Consider the following 23780-nt stretch of genomic DNA (forward strand, 5'->3'; position numbering starts at 1 on the left):
GCAGGCGTCGCCGGCAGGTATGCTGAATATCAGCCTCCAAGACGGACCCTGGTCTGTGCCAATTTGCGCCACTCGGCGTCGAGTTGGGCCGAAAGGTCGCGCGCCGCATCCGGTGAGAGCAGTCGCGCGATGGCCGGGGCCTCGATCGGATCGACTGCGGGGAGCGTGGCACAGCCCAGATTGGCAAGGCTCGCACGGAGCGGCGGGTGGGTCGAGTTCGGGTCCTCCATGGACTCCTCCTCGATCGTCTTGGCCGCAGCAGCGGTGAGCGCATCATGGTCGCGGATGTCGACGAGATGGGTCGACATGCGCTGCAGCGGCGTCGCCGGCAGGCTGATGGCGCCGAGCATGTCGGTCTCCAAGGGAGAGAACACCAGCTCGCGCAGTCGTGCCACGCCACCGGCGATCAGCACGAGCGATCGCGCCATCTCGGATGGTCCCATAAGCGCGGCCGCGCGCTGGTCGGCGGCCAGCTCATTCTGACGTGAGAGTGCGAGATACTCCCTGTTGACCCATCCAAGCACGGCACGCAGCAGCCGTGCTGCAATCCGGCCGGTGATGGTGCGATCGGGGTTCGCATAATGCAGAACGTTCTCGCAGGCGCGCAGAAAGTCGAACAGATTGCCGGCCCCGGTGATGTGACGCAGCTCGGCATGGGCAACCTCGTGGGCGATGGTGGCGCGGATTGCCCGCTCGTCGAGGATCATCAGCAGCGGCAGTCCGACGGTCATCGTGACGTGCTGGCGGAAGATGCCGGCATAGCCGCGCGCTTCGCTGATCGACGCATTGAACTCGGCGTCGAACCGCAGCGTGCGCGTCGGCTTGGCGAAGGCTGGATCGAGCTCCTGCCAGATCCGCCAGAGCGCGGGCGCCATTGCTTCGTCCAGGACGTTGCTCCGCTCGCGCCGGGCCGGCACGAAAAGAATTCCGAGCGCCAGCGCGACGGCGGCCGCGACCACGCAGAACATGATGGGGGCGGTGATGAGCGCAACTCTCGTGTAGTCGTCCAGCGCGATCAGCCAGATGAACAGCAATCCGGCGGCCAGCGCGACGACCGGCAGAACAGCGTAGCGCCCGAGCAGCAGGATGCATGACAGAACGAGACGCTTCATTTACACGCCAGGTACGCCGTCCTCGGGCCGCACCAGCTTGATGTCCTGTGCTGCGGCCCACGACCAGATGTCCTGGCGCTTCAGCGCGGTTGCCATCAACTCCGGAAACTGATGCGGCGTGCAGGCGAACACCGGACAGCCGAGCGCGGCCAGGATCGCGGCGTGCTTGGCGTCGTAGGCCGGGCGGCCGTCGTCGTTGAGCGCGAGCAGCACGATCAGGTTGACGCCCGACGAGACCAGCGCCCTGGCGCGGGCCAGCATCTGCTCGGCGATGCCGCCCTCGATGAGGTCGCTGATCAGCACCATGTGCGTGCGCGCCGGCTCGCGCACCAGGCGCTCGCAATAGGCCAGCGCCTGGTTGATGTCGGTGCCGCCGCCGAGCTGCACCGAGAACAGCACCTCGACCGGATCGGCCAGCTCCTCGGTGAGGTCGATGATGTTGGTGTCGAACACCACGAGCTTCATCGCGATCGCCGGGATCGAGGCCAGCACCGCGGCGAAGATCGAGGAGTAGACGACGGAGGTGCCCATCGAGCCCGACTGGTCGACGCACAGGATCACCTCCTCCAGATTGGTCCGGCGCGCGGCGCGCGCGTGCCCGATCAACGTCTCCGGCACGATGGTGCGATGCTCGGCCTGCCAGTGGCGCAGGTTCTTGCCGATCGTGCGCGGCCAGTCGATGTCGCCGGCGCGCGGTCGGCGGGTGCGGCGGCGGCGGTCGACCGCACCGCGGATCGTCTCGGTGGTGCGGGCATCGAGCTTTTCCATCAGCTCCTTGACGACCTTGGCGACGACTTGGCGCGCCGTCGACTTGGTCTTCTCCGGCATCACCGAGCGCAGCGCCATGAGGTCGGCGACGAGATGCACGTCGGCTTCGAGGGCTGCGAGAAACTCAGGCTGCAGCAGCATCTCCTTCAGGCCGAGCCGCTCGAACGCGTCCTTCTGGATCACCTGCACGACCGGTGCCGGAAAGAACTCCCTGATGTCGCCGAGCCAGCTCGCGACGCGCGGCGCCGAGCCGCCGAGACCGCCGCGTCGGCCGCCGCCGCGCTTGCCGCCGGAGCCGGCGTCATAGAGTCCGGCCAGTGCCGCATCGAGGCGCCGATCGCGATCGGACAGGCCGGCCTGGTCGTCGCCGCCAAGCACGAGGCGCCAGCGGCGGTTGCGCTCGGCATCAGCGTCGTCGCTCATCGATTGGCTTCCTTGATCGGCCGGTCGGCGCCGAGGATGGTCAGCAGCAAGGGCAGGGCCGCGTCGAAGCCGGCGGCGGTGGCCGGCAGCGGCGCGGGCAGCAGCGGGCTGGCGTCGGAGGTGGAGCCGACGGCCAGCGGCCGCTGCCTGGCCAGTTCGTCCAGCAGGCGCCGCCGCTCGTTGCGGTCGAAGCTCGCGAAGGCACGGCGCATCACCGGCAGCAGGTTGTTGAACGCCTCGTCGTCGATCGCAGCCAGCCAGCCGTCGATGATCCGGCGCAGCATCTGGTCGTGCAGCAGCACCTGGCCGCTCTGGCCGAGAAACCCGTCGAGCCAGTCGCCGGCCTCCAGCGTCGGCACGCTGTGGGACAGCGCGCGCGACAGTGCCAGCGCGGTCTGCTCCGGTGACACGATGCCCTGATCGTACAGCACGCGGTTCGCCAGGCCCTTCAACAGCGGATGCGCCGCCGCATCGGCGGCGACGTGCAGCAGCGCGCGGCTCCAGCCGTCGCGCAGGCCGCGATCCTCGATCAGTCCGATCGCGACGTCGAGCCGCGCCAGCCTGCCGCGGAGATCGGCGGCGACGTCGGCCTGCAGGCTGCGGCAGGCATAGACGAGGCCGGCACAGATCGCCTCGACGAGGCTGGTCACCAGCAGCCGCAGCGCCTCGGTCGGCAGCGCCCGTGCGGTGCCGTAACGCAGGATTTCGGCGAGCGGCGGCACGGCCTCGGTGAGATCGGCAACATCGCTTGTCGCGGCCGAGCGCTGCTGCAGCAGCGCGATCGTCGTCTCGGCCGCCTCGCTCAGACCCGCTTCGAGACAGCCGCGCACGATGGCCGCGACGGTGTTCAACGAGGTCGCCGCCTGTGCGTTGGTGACGGCGGCATTGCCCGCAGCCTGCGCGACGGTGGTGCCGTGCACCAGCGCCTCGACGAGACGCACCGAGAATTCCGGCTCCCAGCGCAGGCGCCAGTTCTCGCGAAAGGTGCCGCGGCTCTGTCCCGATCCCTGCAACCGTCCCCACGGCACCTGGATCAGGCCCAGCCGGTGCAGGAGCTGCGACTTGGCAAGCCCGGCCTCGCTGCGCAGGTCGAGCGCGATGTCGGTGTCGAGCGCCTCGGGCTTCAGCTTCAGCTTGCGCTGCCAGCGCGCGAGATCGGCGGCGAGCGGCATCTGCGGCACGCTGTCGTCGATCTCGCCGACACGTTGCCCGATGATGAGCTGCTGCTCGATCAGGCGGAACGGCGCCGTCTCGCCCTCGCAGAGCGTCGCAAGGCTCGCCTCGCGCATCTCGGCCAATCCCGGCAAAGCGACGTCGCGCAACGCGGCCAGCGTGATCGCGAGCCGGGACGCCTCGATGACAGATGCCGTCGATGCCGGCCGCCCGTTCCGCCGCAGCAGCTCCGCGACACGGGCCTGCCAGCGGGTCGTGAAGCCGGTGGCGTCGAGCGCGGCGGCCCCTCCGTGCTGCAGTCCCTGCCACAGATGCGCGTACCAGCCCGGCGAAATTACGCCGGCGCCGTAGCCCGACGCGGCCGCGAGGCGCGTCTCCGTCCACGGCACCCAGGTGGCGGTGACCTTGACCTGCGGCAGCCCCTTCAGCAGCGCGCGATCATCCTTCAGCGCCACTTTCCGCCGCAGTGCCGGCACGTGCCAGGCGCCGCAGATGACGGCGACGGCCCCGTCCTGCTCGCCGAGCGCCGCCGCGATTTCCAAGCGCATATGCGCTTCGCGGCGCAGCTCGCGCCGGGCTTCATCGGCAGGCTGGTAGCGCAGCGGATCGATCTTGTCGCGCAACGCCGCGATCGCGGCTTCCAGCGCGGCAAAAATCTCCGGACCATGCGCCCCCTGTTCGACGATCGCATTCCACCAGGACTCGCTGTCGTCATAGCCGGCAAGGGTGGCGAGATAGGCCAGCGGGTCGCGCCGGATCTGCGCCAGCTCAGGATCGACCGTGTCCGGCTCATCTGGCGCAGGCGCATCGGCGTCCTCCGGCGCGGCCTCGCTTTCATTGCCCTCCGGCTGCTTCGGCTTGGCCCGTTCGGCGAGGCGGTAGGACGCCGGCAGGTCGATGAAGCGGACCGGCCGTCCCCTCGCCAGCGCCCAGCGGATCGCCTGCCATTCGGGCGAGAACAGCGCGAACGGAAAGAAGCTCGCATTGGCGGCATCGTCCTGGGCGTGGACCAGCAGCGCGATCGGCGGCGCCATCGCGGGCGAGGCGGCGAACGCGATCAGCTCATCGGCATCCGGCGGCCCTTCGATCAGCACCACGGCCGGATCGGCCGCGTCGAGCGCTGATAGCACGGCGCGCGCCGATCCCGGCCCGTGATGCCGGATGCCGAGCAGATGCAGGCGATCGGGTTGCGGCGCGGCCATGTCAGATCACGTCGCGGATCGCGCCGTACAGATCGGCCCACGGCTTGCGCTCGCGCACCACCGTTTCGAGATATTCCTGCAGCACGACCTTGTCCTGCACCGGATCCTTGACGATGGCGCCGACGAGGTTCGCCGCCATGCTCTGCGCATCGATCACGCCGGAGCCGAAATGGCCGGCTTCCGCCCAGGCGCCGATGGTCACCGCGATGGCCTCCGCCGTCGACAGCGAGCCCGACGGCGACTTCAGCTTGAGCCGGCCGTCGAGCGTCTGGCCGTCGCGCAGCTCGCGGAACACCGTGACGATGCGCATGATCTCCTGGTCGGCCGGCGCGATCTTCGGCAGCTCGAGGCCGCCGCCGATTTCGCCGACGCGCTTGGTGACGATCCTCACCTCCTCATCGAGGTCGGCCGGCAGCGGCAGCACCACGACGTTGAAGCGCCGCTTCAGCGCCGAGGACAATTCGTTGACGCCCTTGTCGCGCGCATTCGCCGTCGCGATCATGTTGAAGCCGCGCCGGGCATGAACGGCGTCGTTGATCTCCGCGATCGGCATCAGCTTCTCCGACAGCACCGTGATCAGCGTGTCCTGCACGTCCGACGGCATGCGGGTCAGCTCCTCGAAGCGTACGATCCGCCCCGCTTCCATCGCGCGCATCAAGGGCGTCGCCACCATGGCCTCGCGCGAGGGGCCCTTGGCGAGCAGCAGCGCGTAGTTCCAGCCGTAGCGGATCTGGTTCTCGTCGGTGCCGGCCGTGCATTGCACGATCAGCTCGGACGAGCCGGAGATCGCGGCGGCGAGATGTTCGGAGACCCACGACTTCGCCGTGCCGGGCACGCCGAGGATCAACAGCGCGCGGTCGGTCGCGAGCGTCGCCACCGCGGTCTCGATCAGCCGGCGGTTGCCGATATATTTCGGCGTGATCTCGACGCCCGATTTGGTGCGGCCGCCCATCAGATAGGTCACGACCGCCTGTGGCGACAGCCGCCATTGCGCCGGCCGCGCCCGCGTGTCCTCCTGCGCCAACGCCTCGAGCTCGTGGGCATGCAATGCTTCTGCGGAGCGGCGCAGCTGGCCGTCGCTTGGGCTCGCATCAGCGTTTGTCATGGGCGTGCTCCGGACTGTTTGATGGTGCGTTACGTCGGCAACGCGAGAACGAGGTCGGTGAAATCCTTGGCCGCGCGCGCGGTCGCGGGGGACAGCGGGGTGAGCGTGGCGACGAAGGCGGGCATCGTCGCGCGCGGCATCAGCGCAGCCATGAGCACCAGCCGGCCGTCGTCCTTCTGCGCCGCCGGCGTCGTCGCGTCGGCGAGGTCCTGAATCGCCTTCTGCCAGGCCGGCGATGCGAGCACGCGTTCGGCGACCTGCGGCGCGAGCGGCTGGCGGGCCTTCGCCGCCAAGGACATCAGCGCATATCCGTGCAGTGCGTCACCGCCGCAGAGGCGCGCGCCGATGATGCGCAGCACGGTGTCGTCATCGCCCTCGGCCGCGGCGGCATCCATCAGCAGCGTGAGCACGCGGTGCTCGGACGGCGGCAGTGAAGCGATCAGCGCCTCGGGCGGCGCGCTTACCGCCGTGGCGAGCGCGGTGAGCCGCAGCCCGCCGAACAGCCGCTCGCGCAACGCCTCGGCCTCCTGCCATTTCAGGCCGTCGGCCGGCAGCTTGAAGGTCACTGTCGACGCCGCGCCGAGGCCGATCTTGGCCAGCAACGAGCCCGCGCGCTGGAAGCACCGCGCGGCCTCGGTCAGCCGGGCGCCGTGCTCGGTGCGTTCGGCGATCCGGGTCAGGAGCTGTGCGGCGATCTGCTTGACGCTGTCGGCGCGATCGGCGCTCAGGCTCTCCAGAAACGGCCGGTCATCGGAGCCGAGGCCGACCATCAGTGCATCGAGCAGCGCAGCGCGGACCGGCGCGGGCTCGCTCTTCCAGACCGATTCGATCAGCGCGCGGCCGTCGGCGGGATTGTTGCGGCGCTGCTCCGCCACGAAGGCGCGGCGCTGCGTCTTCGGGAAGGTGGTCCAGTTCTCCATGGTGATGCGTTCGAAGAACAGGCCCTTGGTGGCATCGTCATCGGCGTCGGAGGCGATCAGCGCCAGATAAGCGCGCTCGGCGAGGCCCTGGTCCTCGGCATTGGCTTTGATGTGCGGCACGAAATCCGGCAGATCGAACGGATGCAGCCGGCAGCCGGCGGCCTGGATACGGCGCAGCGCGAGCGGCAAGGCGCTCGACGCCAGCGACTTCTCGACGCTGCGCGCCAATGCCTTGAGCGCGCGCCGCGCCGCCTCGGGCAGGATGGGCCGCGCGTCCTGGTGCAGCCGCAGGGCGGCGTCCGGGACGGGATCGGCGACAGGCGCCGCGGCGCCGGCGAAGCGCTGCCATTGCGCGGCCAGCGCAAGGAGTGGCAGCGCAGGCTCGCGTCCGTGTGGCAACAGTTCGGCCAGCGCCGGCGGCGTCGTCAAGGGCTGCCGCGCCAGGCCAAGCAGGAAGGATTGGCGCAGGCGGGCATGGCTCTGGGGATCGATCGCGCTCGCCATCGTCAGCCCTCGTGATGCCAGCGGCCGAGCGCCGTTTCGGCGGCCAGCACCTGCGCAATGCGGCCGTCCCACAGACACAGCAGCGACAGGTCGTCGAGGCCGAGCAGCGGCGTCAGTTGGTCGAACTGGCCGCGCTCCACCGCGATCGCAGCTCCGGCCTCGTCGGCGATGACGAGCGCACCCTTTCCCGCGGTGTGAAGCGTGACGCCCGCGAGCAGCAGCGGCCAGCGATCGAGCCACGGCAGCGCGGCGAGCCGCGCCGTGTAGTCCTGCAGCGCTGGGGCAAGCCCCGGCGATGGCCGCGGCCAGGTCGCGGTCGCCGCCGTCTTGCGGCTCGCCAGCAGCCCGCGCAACGGCGCGGCCGACGGATAGAACACGACCTCGCCGTCGATGATCTCCCCCGGCGCGAACGGAAATCCGGCGCCGCCGCCGGACACCGGCACGAAATCGATCAGCACCGCGGCGCGCGGCTGGCCGGGGTCATCGCCCGTGTTGACGAGCCACGTCTCCAGCCTGCGCAGCTTGTCCGGCTGCACTTCGGACAGGTTGGCGGCAACGATCCACACGCTGCTCGCGCGCGGGGCCGTGGCGTCCGCCAGCAGCTCCTCGCGGCGCAGCGACCAGCCGACCGCGCGTCGGACATCCTCGCGCAGCGGTGCCGGCAGCCGGTCCTGATGCCGGTAGGCCGAGGCGATCAGGGACATGATGCCGAGCTGCTCGATGGCGAGATCGGCGCGGCGATCCTCTCCGACGCGATACAGTTCGGATGAGAGCTGGTCGAGCCGCGCAGCGAGGCCGCCGGCCTTGGCGTCGACCAGTCGCGTCGACAGCGTGCGCGCGGCGGACGCGCCGCGGGCGGCGAAATCGGCAAGCCCCTGGGTGAGCTGATCCGCGATCCAGCGCTCCAGTTCGTCGAGTCCGGCGAGGATCGCCACCTCGCGCTCGGCCCTGATCCGCTCGCGCTGCGCCTCGGCGCGCGCGGCAGCCTTTGGGTCGGCGGGAGCAATCGTCGCGGCCTCTGCCAGGGCAGCATCGAGCGACGGTGGCGCGCCCGCATCGTCGCCCTCCGGCTTGGGCTTGCCCGGCGCGCGGCCGCTCGAGCCGCGCCGCCGCGCGCTCCAATCCTCGACCCATTGCGGCGGGTTGGTGGTCTCGAACCGCTCGGGCTTGTCGACCCGCTGCCACAGCACCGCCAGCACGTGCTTGCAGGGAAACTTGCGGCTCGGGCAGGTGCATTTGTAGCCGCTGCCGTCGGCCGCGGCGACCACGCGATACGGCGTCGCGCCGGAGCCCTGGCATTCGCCCCACAGCACCTCGGCATCGCTGCTCGCGGCCAGCATTGGCCAGTTGGCAGGCTTCACGAGCTTCAGCGCTGCGGCGAGTGAGGCCTGATCAGGCGCGAGCCCTTCGATTCGTTCGCGTGTCAGAGACACCCACTCTCCCAACCGGCTGATCGCGCGATGCCGCACTCCCTAGCAGATGGCGGCGGAGCCGCACAACAATTCCAGCGCGATGCCTGCTGATTTCGCTTCGCGTCGCGCGGGAAAGAAACTGAGCGATCTGCGCAACGCTCGTCGCGTCACGCGCACGCCGGCGGAACTGCGGAGTTTCCTGGGCGGGCATGAGGCGGGCGCGATATCTCCGACGCCGCGGCGAGCTCGCGCACCGGACGCTCTGAAATCGCCGCCGCTCATACGGAACTACATCGCCGTTTCGCCGTCGGAACGGCTCGTCCGTGAAGCACATCAGCGCGCTGTCGGGCCCGTTGTCTTCCATCACATCGAACCCCGCTGCTCGCGCGCGCTGTGTTCAGCACGGAGGCCATCAGCATGGCCGCCCTTGGAATTTTTCCCGGCCATGCACTGGTGAGATGCCCGGATCATCCGCGTCGTACTGTAATCCTGCGGTAAGGCCGTGACGCTAGCTTCAACGCGTCCTTGATCGAGGTCACGTCGGTTTGCCATCGACAGCGTGTCATGATGAGCCATTGCTCGCCGTCTCTCGATGTGGCGTTCGATCGGAAGGACATTGGAGCGCCGCCGCAGACCCGAAAGCCCGGCCTGATCAGGTCGGCTCCGTCCCACCTGCGGCACCTTCCATCATGATCTGGCGCCGCATGGCTTCGAACGTCGTCGGAGTCCAGTGAGCAGGCCGTTCGGTTTGTGTCCCAGCCCCACACGTCCGAACGGCCTGCCATGATGGAGCTCGGGGCGGTGCTCGCGCTCACATGTTCGTTGTGCATCTGCCATCCGCCGTCTGTAATGATGCGGTAAGCCGCAGCCACGAGGCTCTCGCAGCGACGGCCGAGCCGATCGCAAGGAGAACCCAATGAAACGAATTTGCGCGCTCATGATCATGGCCTCGACCATCGCAGGCACGATCGCCACGCCGGCCAACGCTGGCGGGAATCGCGGAGCGGCGGTCGCCGCCGGCGTCGTCGGAGGTCTGGCGATCGGAGCCCTGATCGGTTCGGCGGCAACCGCCCGTTCCGCGCCCACCTATGTCTACAGCTACGACGACTATCCGCCGCCGCGGGTCGTCTATCGTCGTCACCGCGTCTATGAGTACGACGCGGAATACGGCAACTATGGCGACGGCTATTTGTCCGGCTACCGGGACGGCTATTCCGACGGATCCTGGGACAACGACTGAGACCGCCGCCCGAGGACAAGGTCCCGCCAATACGGGACCTTGTCCTTGGTCCGAATGTTCGGATCCGCTGACGAGGCTGCCGCGTCCGGCGTTGCCTCAATCCTATGGTTCCTTCGGCCGCGTCACCAGGAATGCCACCACCGTTCGTTTGCATCCTGTCCAGCCGAGCAGCCGCGCCTGCACCGCGAACTCGCGCTTGACGTAGGTGCCGGATCGGGCGGCCGCCGCTTCCGCGGCGCCGATGCAATCCGCCTGGTCGCGGAAGCACAGCGAAATCCAGCCTTCGCTGCCAGAGTCCGCACCGGTCTTGTGGATCGAGACGGGTAGACCGTAAGCGGGATGATCAGCGCTGTAGAAGGCAGTTGCGAGCGCGAGGCTCTCGGTGCCGCCGACATGCTCGAGCGGCTTCCCCGTCAACTCCCGCCATTGGCGCGTCGCTTCCCGCGCGGTCTGCTGGTAGAAGGTGCGGCCTTCCTCATAGCCGTGCCTGTTGCGGTAGAAGGCGTGGAGCGGCGCCGCGACGATCGCAGCCAGGACGGCGATCCCGGCCGTCAGCACCGCGATGTTGACGGTGTGGAAGCGCGCGATCGGATAGCCTGCGCCGCAGACGATCACCACGACGAACAGGAACAGTCCCTGCAGTGCCCATAGCGATGGCAGGTCGGTACCCATGATCAGCGCGTTGATGACGGGCAGACCGACCGTGCCGATGGCGATATAGGACAACAGCCGGAGGCCGCCGTTCAGCGCGGCCATCTCCGTGGTGAAAGACCTGATCCTGGCGCCGGCGACGATCAGCCAGGTGGCAGCCGGCACGGCCATCGCGGCCGCGAGCCCCAGCAGGAAGAACAGGGAATCCCGCGACGACGTCGCCAGGGTGGAGCGCGCGTGCATCAGCGCATGCTGGATGGGCGCGTCGTGTCCGACGAGCCAGTCGAGATGCATCGACAGCGCGGCGAGGCCTGCGGCCGTGGAGATCCATGGCGACGCCGAGGTGAAATAGGCGCGTCGCTGCGGATGCGCCATGGCGGCGAATGCGAAGCTCATCACCAGAAAGATCGAGTAGTACTTGCCGAGCAGCGCGAGCGCGGTCGTCAGGCCGGCGGCGGCCGCCCAGGGCAGCGTTCGCGTTTCGAACGCGCGCAGGAAGCAGTAGGTGGCGAGCGGCCACGTCGCCAATTGCACCGAGTTCGCGTTGAAGCGCTGCGCGTGAAACTGATAGGCCGGCGTCAGCATCAGCAGCAGCAGCACGATCACCCGCTTGTCCCCGACGACGAAGCGGCGCGAAATCAGGTCGACGAACCACAGCGCCAGCGCCGCATTGGTCATCGCCATCAGGTGGAACGACCAGTCGGAAAGAGGGAAGACGGCGGTCCAGGCGCCGGCGATCCAGCCCATCAGTGGCGGATGCTTGTCGTAGCCCCAGGCGAACTGCCGTCCGAATGTCCAGGTCTCGATCACGTCGGGATGCAGGCCGGCGCCGGCATAGGCGATCGAGAGATAGGCCGTCCACACGGCCACGAAGCACACCAGCAGCAGCGGCACGGCCCAGCCGGCCTCGATGCCGTCGAGCCAGCGCAGGAACGGACGGCGCCAGGCCGCCGGATGACAGTCCGACCGTTCGGCGACGGTCGAGAACGCAAAGCCATGGAACATGTCGGTGTTGATCAATGATGAGGCGACGGATGTGACGCGCGATCGGCAGCCGCGGCCGACAAAGAATGGCGGATCGCCCGGTATGTCCGGTCGATCATGCGGCAGGCTTCATGCGGGCGAATCCTCGGCGCGTATTTGAATGCCAGTCTAGGCCGAGACGATTACGAAAGGCTGACGTCGAAAATCGTATCATCGCGGCATGGCACGTCATACCACCGCAATCGCGCCGGCCGAGAAGTCGTTCAGCTTGCAACTGAGATATCGCGATGGAGGCTCGATCAGCCCTGGCAGATCGGGTCGACTTCGATTGAGCGCTGAAAAAAACAACGGTATCAAAATGCCGCCGACGTAATCCTATTGTAATCCGTCTGTAATGATAGGAACAGCCGATTGTCGATGTTGCGGGAGGATGGCGTGCGCGTTCTGGTCGTTGAGGACGATCCCCAGCTCGGGCTCTGGCTGCGGGATGCACTCGCGACGGCGTTCGGCTCGTCGGACATCGTCACGACGCTCGACGAGGCGCGGGCGGCGATCGCGGTGCGCAATTTCGAGCTCGTGGTCATTGACCGCGGACTACCGGACGGCGACGGGCTGGCGCTATTGCCGGACCTGCGGCAGCAGAAGCCGAGCCCCGCGACCGTGGTGCTGACGGCGCTCGACGATCCCGCCGACATCGCGCGTGCGCTCGACGAGGGCGCGGACGACTACGTCGCCAAGCCGTTCGAGCCGATCGAGCTGGTGGCACGAGCGAGGGCGGTGCTGCGCCGGCTGTTTCTCGACCGCGGCGCGATGGTCTCGATCGCCAATCTGGGCTTCGACATCGTCAATCGCGCGGTCTGCGTCGACCAGGCGCCGATCGTGGTGCCCAGGCGCGAACTGGCGATCCTCGAGGCGCTGGTTCGCCGCAGCGGGCGGGTGGTGCTGCGCGAGACGTTGGAGACCGCGGCCTACGGCTTCGAGGACGAGATCCAGTCGAACGCGATCGAGGCCCATGTGTCGCGGCTGCGCCGCCGCCTGCGCGAAGCCAATTGCAGGGCGACGATCAGGCCGGTGCGCGGCCTCGGCTATCTCCTGAGCGGCGAGTGACGCAGGTGAGGTGGCAGAAGCTCAGCCGTATCCGCCGCTCCATCACGCTGCTCTCCGCGACGCTGATTGCGGTCGTTACCACCATCATGCTGATCTGCGCCGCTGCCTTGCTGATCCGCTTCGGCGGCGACGATGACGGCACGTGGGGTGCGGCCGACGTTGCCGACGCGCTGAAGGAGGCCGTGGCTCGCGATGCTGGCGGCCAATTGCTCGTGAAGCAGACGCCCCGCCTCGACACGATCATGCAGGACTTCCCGACGTTCTGGTACGTCGTCTCCGACAAGAGCGGCGAGGTGAGCTACGGGCCGATTCCGAAATGGCGGCCGCACAAGGGTCCGTCGTCGCAGAACGGCACCAGCTTCCTGGCCTATGCGATCGACGGCGAGACCCGGCGCCTGAAACGGATGATGGCGGTCCGCAATACGCCGGTCGGCGAGGTCTTGATCGAGACCGGCGGCGTCGCCTACACGTCGACGCAGCTGATGACGGGCACCTTGACCGACGCGACCATCGTCGCGCTTCCGATCATCCTGGTCCTGGTCGCGACGGTGCTGGCGGCGCTGTTGTTCGTGCCGACGCTGATCGCCCGCCCGGTGCGTGCGGTCGCACGCGCGGCCGAGATGATCGACGGCGTGCCCGACGGCCGAAGGCTGCCCGAGCGGGACGCGCCGGCCGAATTGCTGCCGCTGGTCACCGCCTTCAACCGCGCCTTGTCGCGCATCGACCACGCCGCCGAGGCGCAGCGCAACTTCCTGTCCAATGCCGCCCACGAGCTGCGGACCCCGCTGACCAACGCCCGCACCATGCTGGAGGCGGTGCCGGATGCCGGCCTGCGCGCGAAACTGGTCGGCGAGAACCAGAAGCTGTCGTCGATCGTCACCATGCTGCTGCAACTGGCGCGGATTTCGCTGGAGCCGGACGAGCTGGGCGAGATCGACCTGGTCGCGTTGGCGCGGCGCGTCACCGCCGAGCACGTGCCGATGGCGCTGCACTCCGGGCTCGAGATCGGCTTCGCCGGCTGCGATGCGCCGGTCCGGATCCGCGGCTCGGAGCCAGCGATCGCGGTCGCGCTCTCCAACCTGATCAGGAATGCGGTCGCGCATGCCGGCGCGGGCGGTCCGATCCTCGTCGAGGTCGACGCCGCGGCGCGCCTGCGCGTGATCGATTCGGGGCCCGGCCTGCAATCCGATCAGCCCGAACGCCTGCTGCGGCCGTTCGAGCGCGGCCACGCTCGCGGCGAAGGCATGGGGCTCGGGCTTTCGATCGTCTCGCAGGTCATGGCGACGCATCAGGGCGGCGTCGCGCTGCGCGAGACGCCGGGCGGCGGCACCACGGTCGAGCTCAGCTTCGCGCGCGCCGCGCCTTCGCAAGGCGGCGCTGCGGATGCGACATTGCCGGCCGTCCGGCGCACGGCCGAGCAGGCGGGATTGCCGCCGCGCTCCTGATGTCGAGACATTCCTTCCGGCGGTTCGGCGCTCAGCGCGGCTCCCTGCTCCGCTGCCACTTCAGGAAGTCGCTGTAGAGTCGCGCGGCCTCGTCCGGCGACATCCTCGCCTGCGCCTTGCGCTCGTCGAGAAACTTGCGGAATTCGGCCGGGTTGGCATCCTGGCCCGGCGACTGCATGGCGCGAGCGCCATCGAGCCATTCCTGCGCCGCCTTGAAGCGGACCAGGCCCTGCACCGGCGCCGACAGCACGGTATCGCGCCATTTCGGATGCCGCGGCGGCGATTGCAGCACCTGGATCTTGCCGAACAGCGCGTCGACGAACCGCGCCGTGCGGCGATAGCGCTCGCTGTTCTCCGGCCAATTGTAGACCATCAGCACGGTCGAGGCGGCGACGGTCTCGACCTTGGTGCCCGGCGGCACCAGGTTCGGATATTCCTCGGACGAGAACGACGACGGCAGATAGATGTCCTGCAGCGCGTGGTCATAGGGGATCGTCAAGAGATGCAGCCGGCCGCCCTCGTTCTTGATGCCCTTGATGATCGGCGCGTCCTTCGACACCGAGGCGATCCAGGCGTCGCCCTGGCCGTCGATCAGCTTCTGCAGTCCGCCGGTCGGATCGGTCTGGGAGTCGATGTCGGCGCGAATGCCGAGCCGGCGGAAGATCGTGCGCGCCGCCGGCAGGCCGATCGAGCGCTCGGCGAACACCCGCCGTCCATTGAGATCCTCCAGCGAGCGGATCTCGCGCCGCGCGACGATGTGGACGTCGTTGTGGAAGAGCTGCGCGATGTAGCGCACGCGCTGGGCAATGTCTGGAATGTTGTATTCCGTCTTCACGAATTCCAGCGCGTCGGTGGTGACGAAGCCCATGTCGATGTTCTTCAACATGATGATGTCGATGAGGTTCTGCGCCGAGCCCCTGCCGAGGATCGGCAGCACGCGCAGGCTCTCGCCCTCGTCGAGCACCGCGGCCATGTCGGAGCCCATGACCGACATCGGCCCGCCGATCGGCGCGGTGATCACGGTGACGGTGCCGGAGTTCAGCGCCTCGCGGTCCGGCAGCGTACCGACGGCGCCGCCGGTCGGCGGGCGCTGCGGCAATTGCTGCGCTCGGGCGCTGCCAGACAGCGCCACGAGGGATGACAGAACACATGCAAATACGAATGCGCCAACAGTTACGCGCGCGACACGATTCACCGAACGCTTCCTCGATACATTCTAAATTGACAGTGGACTTAGCAGTTCGATCCCGGCCGAAGTTTGGCCGTGAGGTGGCGATCCGCGAGATGCTGCAAAGTCGCCCGGCCCGCTTCACCGCTGTGCTGAAAATGCGGTGCAGGAGCGTGATCGAGTGTTGCGATCGAGGACCGGCGCTGAGCGCGCCGAATCCTCGATCACAGGCCGTGTTCGGTGGAGAACGACCGTCCTGCGTGCGTGTCGAAACGTCGCACGCTCGGCGCTGAATGGTGGCGCCGCGCGCCGGCGCTCACGCGCTCGCCGCGTCGAGCCGCGCGACCTGGTCCGCGGTCAGCGCGAGCTCCGTCGCCGCCACCAGCGTGTCGACGTGCTCGGGCCTGGTGGCGCTGGCGATCGGCGCCGTCACCGAGGGCTTGGCCAGCAGCCACGCCAGCGCGATCGAGGCCTGCTGCGCTCCGGTCTCCCTTGCGACCGCGTCCAGCGCGGCGAGGATGCGCATGCCGCGCTCGTTCATGTATTTCGGGATGCCGCGCTGTCCGCGCGGGCTCTTGCCGAAATCGGCCTCCGAGCGATACTTGCCGGTGAGGAAGCCGGCGGCCAGCGAGAAGAAGGTGATGACGCCGACGCCGTAGTTCTCGCAGACGCGTTGCAGCGCGCCTTCGTAGGATGCGCGCTCGGCGAGGCTGTATTCCGGCTGCAGGCTCTCATAGCGCGGCAAGCCGCTCTTCGCCGACAGCTCGAGCGCGGCCTGCAGCCGCTCCGCCGAGAAGTTCGAGGCGCCGATGACCCGCACCTTGCCGGCCTTGATCAGCCTGTCATAGGCCGCCAGCGTCTCCTCCTGCGGCGTCGTCTCGTCGTCCTTGTGCGACTGATAGAGATCGATCACGTCGGTCTGCAGCCTGCGCAGGCTGTCCTCCACCGCGCGCGCGATGTAGTCGGCCTTCAGCCCGACCTTGCCGTCGCCCATGTCCATGCCGACCTTGGTGGCGAGGATGATGCGATCGCGGTTGCCGCGCAGCTTCATCCACTTGCCGATGATGGTCTCGGACTCGCCGCCGCTATGGCCGGGCACCCAGCGCGAATAGACGTCCGCCGTGTCGAGGAAGTTGATGCCGGACTCCAGCACCTTGTCGAGCAGGCGGAACGAGGCCGCCTCGTCCACCGTCCAGCCGAACACGTTGCAGCCGAAGCAGAGGGGCGGAACGTTGAGGCCGGAACGGCCGAGCGGGCGCATCTTCATGGGAGGCTCTCGATCTGAATGATGTTGGCTGCATCCGTCGCGGACGCCTGCCGCAGATTGCCGTCATTCGTCGCGCGAGACCAGCGCGGCAGGAGCATGGCGGGCCCGCCCGGCCGCATCCAAACCGTGGCACGGCTGCCCCGAAGTGGGTCCGGCAGCGTCAGACTTTTCACTCACTTGCCGATGATGGTCGCAGCCTGCGAACGCCTCGCAGCTGGAGACGCGGGGGGCCATGATCAAGGAGTCCGTCTGATGAACACGCTGACCCATGACCAGCTCGGGCTGAGCTCAGATGGCCTCATGATGCCCGATCCGGCCGCGGCGGCGAAGAACACGACGACCAATATGGCTGCGGCTGCCTCGCCTGTCGTGCTGCCGCCCGGCGCGGTGTCGGATCCGGTGGTACACGCCGACGGCTCCGAGACCGTCTCGGTTCACACCGGCGGGCTCACCTTCAACCTCACCTTCGATGCCGCCGCCGCGGCCGCGCCCGAAAGCTTCCGCGCCGGCGTCGAGCAGGCGGCGGCGATCCTGTCCTCGGCGATCACCGATCAGGCCACGGTCAACCTCGCGATCGATTTCGCCGGCACCGGCGGCGGGGCCGGCGCCAATGTCTCCAATGGCGTGCTCACCAGCTACGCGCAGCTCCGAACCGATCTGCAGGACCACGCGGCGGCCGGCGACACGGTGTTCGACAACCTGCCGACGGGGCGGGCAGTGCAGGGCCATTCCCAGGTGTTCGTCGCCAATGCTCAGGCCAAGGTGCTCGGGCTCATCGATCCAAACAGCACGACGACTGAGGACGGCTTCGCCGTCTTCAACACCGACATCCCGACGCAGTCGCTGGTCGGCGTCGCGCTGCACGAACTGTCGCATGCGCTGGGACGGGTGCCGTCGCCGGGCAATCTCGACATCTTCGACCTGTTCGACTTCACCAAGCCGGGGCAGCATCTGATCAACAACAGCATCAGCTCGGCGCCTCCCGCGTATTTCTCGCTCGACGGCGGGCTCACCAAGATCGCCGATTACGGCCAGATGTCGGACCCGGCCGACTTCCTCAACACCGGCATCCAGGGCGCCCGCGATCCCTTGAACGAATTCTACAATCCGACCACGTCGCAGACGCTGTCGCCGATCGATCTCGTGGTGCTGGAGACGCTCGGCTACAATATCTCGACTCCCGACACGCAGGCCCTGCTCGCCCAGATCCCGCACGCCGCCGGGGTCGCCGCACCGGTGCAGACGCCGCAGCAGGCCGTCGCGATCGCCTCCGCGGTGGCCGCCGAGACGGCCGCCAGCCTCACCAAGCTGGGTGATGCCGCCGGCGCCGCGCAGGTGCTGGCGAATGTCCAGGCCGACGCTGCTGCGCTGAATGGCGCCGATGCCGGCGCGAACCATGACCACGCAACGGCCCATGCGTCCTATTCCGCCGAGCCGCACCACGATCCGATGATGCTCGCGATGCATCTGCACGCGATCAGTGCGAACTGAGGCGGTCGCTACCAGCAGAGGATTGATTGGGCGCGAGAAGGCCATCGCGTAGTCGATCTAAGTCATGCCCGCCATTTCATCGTCGTCATGGCCGGGCTTGCCCCGGCCATCTCCGTCGCACTCGCCTGAACTGAAAGGCGTGATGTAGCCAGGCGATCGGGCGGATCGGAGGTGCGGTCCGCTCACGATCGATCGCCATGTGTCCGACGCGACAGGTCAGGATCGCTCGCGGTCGCGTTGTCGGTCGAGTTGACGCAAATAGCTCAAGCCGCAGACGGTCAGCCGGCCGGGATCATGCACGCCCTGATCGGTCATCCCGCGCATGTGCCGCGCCAGCGCGCGCCGCGTCCCCTGGTCCAGATCGTGTCTGGTCATGCGGCGATAGATCTGCATCGCTCGCGAGAGCGGCTTGGCAAGTTCGATCCGAGGCATCGAAGTCAACGGAAGCTGGCGGCGATCGTTCCGAATGCCGGCCCATCATCGGAGCCAACTGGTGCGCCGCTGATTTTCGCCCACGCGCAAACGATGCGGATGGTCCTCGCGTTCGGCTCCTACCGATAGACGACGATCGCTGCAGGCGGGTTGACCTCAACCTCGGTCTTCGACCGCCATGTCAAGACATCTCCGGGGCAAAAGCACCAAGTCTCGACGCGTCGCATATTGCACGGTTCACGGGAACTCGCGTATCTTTCAGGTAGCGCGAATACGACGGTGATTACTCGGGGGCGAGGCGATCGTTGGGCGCTGGGGGATCGTTCATGGAAATGAAGTTCGCTTTGCGTGCGGCGCTGACGGGGGCTGCCATTGCGCTGCTCGGTGGATGTGCGATGTCGCCGGAGGGCCTGAATTCGCGCGACGTTGCCGACAGCAAAAGCTTTTCCGAAAGTTACGAGGAGATCTACCGCCGCTTGAGCGAGACCGGCAAGCGCTGTTATCCGCCCGTGCGGGTCTTTGGCAATCCGGGCAACCCGGGCGGGGGACAGATCGAATCTGAAGGCGAGCTACACCGCGACCGCGGCTTTGCGGAGTTTCGCCTGGTCGCAGGCAGCTATGGGGTCCGGATGAACTACTTCGTCTCAGCGCGCATCGAAAAGTCCGGCTCCGGATCGCGCGTGACCATCAAGGTCAGCAACCCGATGGGAGCGGGCCCCCTTAGCGACCGTATCTACCGCTGGGCCGGTGGGGACTCGAGCTGCTAGCTCCGAGCTTCAAGAGCTGCCGTAATGACCAAGAAGCTCGAGCCGATGCATCCCGGAGAGGTTCTGCGCGAGGAGTTCCTGGTTACGCTCGAGATGTGAGCGGGCGCTCTCGCCAAGATTCCGGGCGGCTTGAGGACCGGAGGCTTGGCGTGTCCGCGGGCAGGGGGATCTCAAGCTTCGTGCACTGTCACCGTGACCGCGGGGCGGCGAGCTGGCCGATCGCCCGCCGCGTCCCGGCACGGCAGATCAGGATTGGTCGGAGCCGCGTTGTCGGTCGAGCTTGCGCAGATAGCTGAGGCCGCACACGGTCAGCCGGCCGGGATCATGCACGCCTTGTTCGGCCAGTCCGCGGATATGCCGCGCCAGGGCGCGCCGCGCTCCCTGGTCCAGATCGTGTCTGGCCACGCGACGATAGATCTGCATCGCTCGAACGAGCGGCTTTGCGAGTTCGATCTCAGGCATCCGGGCCAACGGGCGGCGACGGCGATGGTTCCGACGCATCAGGGCGCAGACGCCGGCTTGGCCGGGCGCAGCGTGACGACGACGGGAATGGCGATCGCGTAGATGGCGACGACCGACAGCCAGATCGCCCCGGGCCATTCGTCCCTGACGGCGAAGTAGAGGCTCGAGAAGCCGAGCGGCGCAACGATCGAGGCGAGGCTGACCGTGGCGGCGAGCACGCCCTGGAACTGGCCCTGCAAATGTGCGTCCACCTGCCGGGTGGCGATCGACTGCAGGGCCGGCATGCCCATGCCGCCGAGCGCGAACAGCGGCATCGCGCCAAACACCATCCAGCTCTGGTTGGCGAACGCCATGGCGGTGAGGGCCGTGCAGACACAGGTCACTCCGGTCAGGATGGCGCCGCGCTCGGTCAGCAATCTCACGGCCGGACCGGGAAGGAATATTTGGGCCAGCATCTGGCACACCCCGAAGGTGCCGAGCGACAGGCCGATCCAAAGACCGCTCCAGTGGAAGGCGTCGCCGCCCCACAGCGCCCAGCAGACGCCATAGGCCTCGCCGGTCGCGCTGAACAGGAAGAAGAGGAGAACGACCGGCAGCAGGCTCTTGACGGCGAACACCCAGCGCAGTGGCCGCAGCGGGTTCAGAACTGCGATCTCGATCTTGCCAGGGTCCGGCGGTCGCGATTCCGGCAGCATCAGCAACGCCAGCAGGACGTTGCATCCGTTCAAGGTCGCCGCCACGACGAACGGCAGCCGCAGCCAATGGTCGCCGAGCACGGGCCCGATGATGAATCCCATGCCGAACATCGCATTGAGGAGGCCGAAGCGGCGGGCCCGCTCGTCCTCGCGCGAGACGTCGGTGATGTAGGCCGTGGCCACCGAGACGTTGGCGCTGGTGACGCCGGCGATGGCTCGGCCGAGCAGGAGCATCCAGAGATCGGGCGCAGCCGCCAGGAACAGGTAGTTGACGATGGCGCCGGCCAGCGAGACCAGCAGCAGCGGGCGCCGGCCGAGCCGATCGCTCAGCGAGCCCAGCACCGGGGCGCAGATGAACTGCATCGCGGCGTAGAGCGCCGTCATGACGCCGAGAAGGAACGCCACGTCGCCGGTGTGGGTCACGTCGTGCAGCAGCGCCGGCAGGATCGGAAAGATCAGCCCGATGCCGGCGGCATCGAGCACGATGGTGAGATAGATGACGGCAACAGCCCTGGTCATGGCGCGCTCCGGTCCACGCGAGCCGATGGCGCAAACACGCGCGACCGCTCGCTGGAGCCTGACGATCCGTCAGGCGATTGATGTGTGGGAGACGCTGGGCCGGTCCATGCCAGAAAGGCAGATGGACGGCTTGTACTCGGCCGCAGGCAACGGCCGCTTTTCGCGACAGGCGCCGTCTATACGTGACGAACGGCCGGCGCAAGCCGCTTTTTCCGAACGACGATCGGCGCATTCAATGCATATTCATCGATCCATCGCCGAAGCTCTGCCTCAATCTGCCGACCGACTACGACGTCCGCGAGGCGCGATCTCGGCAAGATTCTCGATCGCATCGAGACGGTGAACAAGCCGCGGGCGGTTTTGAGCGGACAGGTCGGGCGATGGCAGGCGGACGTGGATGGGCTGCGCGGGACGTCTCGTGATCCGCCCCCGACAATGCGCCGTATCTTCACTGCGCTCCTGGCCGGTCATCGAGAGTCCCCGTCCTGCCACCATGCGGCGGCGCGTCGTCACGCGTCCTCGGCGGACGGACGTCGCGTTGGATCAGCGGGGTGAGCAGGTGCTCGGCGAGGTAGAGGGACGCAAGCGGTCGCAGGTGCGCATTGTCGAAGCTGACGAGACCCTCGCGCCGTTTGCGATCGAGATAGATGAGGCAGCCTTCTCGATTGCAGAAGAAGTCATGAAGGCTCTGGTACTCGAACGGTTCGTTGGCCTGGAGCTCGTCTCGAAATGCCTTGTCGATGCCAAGCGCATGCTGGTCGAGGTGCGTCGAGATTCGTGCCGGTGTGAACTGCCAATAGTGCTGCATGACCACCTTGAAGAGGAACGGTTCCCAATGAGGCGCCAGTCCGAGCACGATCACCCGTTTCACGCCGATCCGTTTGATGTCCCGAGACACCTCGCGCAGGTACTCCGTATCGAAGGAATTGTTGAATGAGATGACCACGACATCAGGAACGACCTCTTTGATTGTCGACAGCGCAAAGGAGTTGGACATCTCGCAGTAGTCGGTCGTCAGTCTGGTCAGATCGATCGGGTGTGGACGGCACCCCGACGCATAAACGAGCAGCAGGGACGTATCGGACGGAAGCGTCTTCCGTAAGCCATGGAAGAGATGCGCCGAATGAGAGTCGCCCCAGAGCAGCACCGCTCTGCGAGAGTGGCTGGTGTAGCAGTCCGGGCTGATGCCGTCCCGAGGGACGCGCGTGGGAAGCGCACTCTCGAAGTTGTAGAAGTTGCATTGGTTCTGATTGATTTCCACCAGCTCTTCCCGAGCTGGCGACACGCCCGTGCGGAAGGAATCGAAATAGGCTGCGTAGCTGTTCAGATCGCCCGGCTTGAAGGTCCAGCCGTAGGTCATGGTCAGGGCGCCGATTCCCGCGAGCGTCGCCGAGGCACCGCAGAGCAGTGGGACCGACCGCAAGGGCGATTGCCCAAACCGGATCGGACGTTCCAGAAATCGATAGGTGATCCAGGCCAAACCGGCGCTCAGCGCGATGACGCCGGATCGAAGCGGTGCGGAGCCTGCCTCGCCCATCCAGGCGCGAGTCAGGACGAGCAGAGGCCAATGCCAGAGATAGAGCGGGTAGCTGATCAGCCCGATTCCAACCAGGAAAGGATGCGAGAGAATGCGTCGAGCGACCCAGCTATACGGCCCGGCGCCGACGAGCATGCAGGTCGCTGCGACAGGCAGCAGTGCTGCCCACCCGGGAAATGGCGTATTTCTCGAAATCAGGATCAGGCTCGCCGCCAACAGGACTATTCCCGACGCCGCGAGCCGATCGGAAATGGGTGATCGATGCCCCGCGTCAGGGACAGCGCCGAAGAGCGGCCTGGTGTATGGGGACGACGCGATCGCCAGCAGGCCGCCTGCAAACAGCTCCCATGCGCGCGTGAGCGGGGAGTAGAAGGCCTCGGTCGGGCTGGTGCCCATGGCTTTGATGTTCAGCAGAAATGACCCGACGAGCAGCAGCCCCACGAGGTACGGCAGGGCGCGCTTCCTTGTCCGCCAGCACAGCCACAGCAGCAGCGGCCAGAGGATGTAATATTGCTCTTCGATGCCCAGCGACCATAGGTGAAGCAGCGGCTTCGTTTCCGCGGCCAGGTCGAAATAGTTGGCCTCCTTCCAGAACAGCAGGTTCGCGGCAAATCCGGCGCTCGCCGCAACTTGCTTGCCGAGCTCCTTGTATTCGTCGGTGTACAGAAGAAAGCATCCGAGCAGGAGGGCGGCGAGAAGAACCACGATGAGGGCGGGGAAGATGCGCTTGACGCGACGAGCGTAGAAGGTCCGAACACGAAATGATCCGTTCGCCAGATCCGCAACGATGATCGAGGTGATCAAGAACCCGGATATGACGAAGAAGATGTCGACTCCTATGAAGCCGCCGCGAAGCACATGCGGAAAGGCGTGGAACACGACGACGGACATGACTGCGACAGCTCTCAGTCCGTCGATATCCGGCCTGTAGGCCGTGCCGACCACGGGAACCGGTTTCGAGCCGGCCACTGGCGCGTGCATGTGCGCTCTCTCCCCAAAAGAACGTTCGGCTTCCAATCGTCCTGGCTGCAATCAAACTCGCGAAAATGTCTGTTGTACAATTATGGCGGACAGTGCGGGGCAAACGCAATCATGAATGAGCGTCGTAAGGAGGTGGTCGCCATCGGTGGCGAACGTCGGCCCGTCCGTGCTCATCAGTTCTCTGTCGGCCCGACGGGCAATTCCCGCATCCCCGTCATGCGCAGATTGCCCGTCGAGCCAGTTTGTCGCACGCTGTTCGGCTTGCATCGTCGGGCAAATCAGAACGATGTTTCCGGCCATCCCGCTCGCGATGAAGAGGGACGTTTCGGCCGATCGTCACGGAGCGTAGCAAGCGGGGAGCGATGGACGTGTCGGGTTCGGGGCTTTCGCGCAAGCGGGCCGACGAATGAGCCTG

18 protein-coding genes are annotated in these 23780 nt (G+C 67.3%); 5 read left to right on the top strand and 13 right to left on the bottom strand.

What is annotated here, in order from left to right:
* Positions 1 to 29: 29 nt before the first annotated feature.
* From ACQR0W_RS15785 to ACQR0W_RS15810, 6 genes are read right to left on the bottom strand one after another with little or no spacing between them, the layout of a single operon-like run.
* On the bottom strand, positions 30 to 1112 hold the full coding sequence (locus ACQR0W_RS15785; protein WP_316169590.1) for a M48 family metallopeptidase: 1083 nt from the start codon (positions 1110 to 1112) through the stop codon (positions 30 to 32).
* The gene (locus ACQR0W_RS15790; protein WP_315715399.1) at positions 1113 to 2303 is read right to left on the bottom strand and encodes a vWA domain-containing protein; all 1191 of its coding nucleotides are present in this window, start codon (positions 2301 to 2303) and stop codon (positions 1113 to 1115) included.
* On the bottom strand, positions 2300 to 4678 hold the full coding sequence (locus tag ACQR0W_RS15795) for a DUF5682 family protein (protein WP_316169589.1): 2379 nt from the start codon (positions 4676 to 4678) through the stop codon (positions 2300 to 2302). Before ACQR0W_RS15795 ends, ACQR0W_RS15790 begins: the two co-directional genes overlap by 4 nt.
* 1 nt (position 4679) lies before the next feature.
* A complete protein-coding gene (locus tag ACQR0W_RS15800) occupies positions 4680 to 5783 on the bottom strand; it encodes an ATP-binding protein (RefSeq protein WP_315825874.1) in 1104 nt (367 codons plus the stop codon).
* A gap of 29 nt (positions 5784 to 5812) precedes the next feature.
* Positions 5813 to 7207, bottom strand: a complete 1395-nt coding sequence (locus ACQR0W_RS15805) for a DUF5691 domain-containing protein (RefSeq protein WP_315825875.1) — start codon at positions 7205 to 7207, stop codon at positions 5813 to 5815.
* 2 nt (positions 7208 to 7209) lie between these two features.
* On the bottom strand, positions 7210 to 8640 hold the full coding sequence (locus ACQR0W_RS15810; protein ID WP_315825876.1) for an SWIM zinc finger family protein: 1431 nt from the start codon (positions 8638 to 8640) through the stop codon (positions 7210 to 7212).
* Positions 8641 to 9535: 895 nt separating this feature from the next.
* On the opposite strand from ACQR0W_RS15810, the gene ACQR0W_RS15815 reads away from it, so the two are divergent.
* Complete coding sequence (locus tag ACQR0W_RS15815; protein WP_315715405.1) at positions 9536 to 9859, top strand: hypothetical protein; 324 nt, start codon at positions 9536 to 9538, stop codon at positions 9857 to 9859.
* 102 nt (positions 9860 to 9961) lie between these two features.
* On the opposite strand, the gene ACQR0W_RS15820 is transcribed toward ACQR0W_RS15815, so the two are convergent.
* Entirely contained in the window at positions 9962 to 11515 is a 1554-nt protein-coding gene (locus ACQR0W_RS15820; RefSeq protein ID WP_315826185.1) for a glycosyltransferase family 39 protein, read from the bottom strand.
* A 414-nt stretch (positions 11516 to 11929) separates the two neighbouring features.
* Here ACQR0W_RS15820 and ACQR0W_RS15825 point away from each other — a divergent pair, with 414 nt between their 5' ends.
* Both ACQR0W_RS15825 and ACQR0W_RS15830 read left to right on the top strand, forming a co-directional pair.
* Complete coding sequence (locus ACQR0W_RS15825) at positions 11930 to 12601, top strand: response regulator transcription factor (RefSeq protein WP_315715407.1); 672 nt, start codon at positions 11930 to 11932, stop codon at positions 12599 to 12601.
* Positions 12598 to 14046 (top strand): sensor histidine kinase, encoded by a 1449-nt coding sequence (locus ACQR0W_RS15830; protein ID WP_316172737.1) that lies wholly within the window; start codon positions 12598 to 12600, stop codon positions 14044 to 14046. Before ACQR0W_RS15825 ends, ACQR0W_RS15830 begins: the two co-directional genes overlap by 4 nt.
* 31 nt (positions 14047 to 14077) lie before the next feature.
* On the opposite strand, the gene ACQR0W_RS15835 is transcribed toward ACQR0W_RS15830, so the two are convergent.
* Together ACQR0W_RS15835 and ACQR0W_RS15840 are read right to left on the bottom strand one after the other, a co-directional pair.
* Positions 14078 to 15241, bottom strand: a complete 1164-nt coding sequence (locus ACQR0W_RS15835; protein WP_316172736.1) for a TAXI family TRAP transporter solute-binding subunit — start codon at positions 15239 to 15241, stop codon at positions 14078 to 14080.
* Positions 15242 to 15530: 289 nt separating this feature from the next.
* A complete protein-coding gene (locus ACQR0W_RS15840) occupies positions 15531 to 16481 on the bottom strand; it encodes an aldo/keto reductase (protein WP_316186633.1) in 951 nt (316 codons plus the stop codon).
* A gap of 252 nt (positions 16482 to 16733) precedes the next feature.
* On the opposite strand from ACQR0W_RS15840, the gene ACQR0W_RS15845 reads away from it, so the two are divergent.
* The gene (locus ACQR0W_RS15845; RefSeq protein ID WP_316186634.1) at positions 16734 to 17972 is read left to right on the top strand and encodes an NF038122 family metalloprotease; all 1239 of its coding nucleotides are present in this window, start codon (positions 16734 to 16736) and stop codon (positions 17970 to 17972) included.
* Between the two features lie 216 nt (positions 17973 to 18188).
* Here ACQR0W_RS15845 and ACQR0W_RS15850 read toward each other — a convergent pair whose 3' ends face one another.
* Positions 18189 to 18365 carry a hypothetical protein gene (locus ACQR0W_RS15850; RefSeq protein ID WP_316193324.1) on the bottom strand — a complete coding sequence of 59 codons (177 nt, stop codon included), beginning with the start codon at positions 18363 to 18365 and terminating at the stop codon, positions 18189 to 18191.
* Between the two features lie 365 nt (positions 18366 to 18730).
* Here ACQR0W_RS15850 and ACQR0W_RS15855 point away from each other — a divergent pair, with 365 nt between their 5' ends.
* Complete coding sequence (locus ACQR0W_RS15855) at positions 18731 to 19171, top strand: hypothetical protein (RefSeq protein WP_316186635.1); 441 nt, start codon at positions 18731 to 18733, stop codon at positions 19169 to 19171.
* 246 nt (positions 19172 to 19417) lie between these two features.
* On the opposite strand, the gene ACQR0W_RS15860 is transcribed toward ACQR0W_RS15855, so the two are convergent.
* The 3 genes from ACQR0W_RS15860 to ACQR0W_RS15870 all read right to left on the bottom strand — a co-directional run bounded on the left by ACQR0W_RS15860 (position 19418) and on the right by ACQR0W_RS15870 (position 23365).
* On the bottom strand, positions 19418 to 19633 hold the full coding sequence (locus ACQR0W_RS15860) for a hypothetical protein (protein WP_315769653.1): 216 nt from the start codon (positions 19631 to 19633) through the stop codon (positions 19418 to 19420).
* Positions 19634 to 19671: 38 nt separating this feature from the next.
* Positions 19672 to 20847 (bottom strand): TCR/Tet family MFS transporter, encoded by a 1176-nt coding sequence (locus ACQR0W_RS15865; protein ID WP_316186637.1) that lies wholly within the window; start codon positions 20845 to 20847, stop codon positions 19672 to 19674.
* Between the two features lie 448 nt (positions 20848 to 21295).
* Positions 21296 to 23365 carry an acyltransferase family protein gene (locus ACQR0W_RS15870; protein WP_316186638.1) on the bottom strand — a complete coding sequence of 690 codons (2070 nt, stop codon included), beginning with the start codon at positions 23363 to 23365 and terminating at the stop codon, positions 21296 to 21298.
* Positions 23366 to 23780: the final 415 nt, after the last annotated feature.

Source organism: Bradyrhizobium sp. HKCCYLRH1034, from assembly GCF_051168375.1.
In the GTDB taxonomy this organism is placed as follows: domain Bacteria; phylum Pseudomonadota; class Alphaproteobacteria; order Rhizobiales; family Xanthobacteraceae; genus Bradyrhizobium.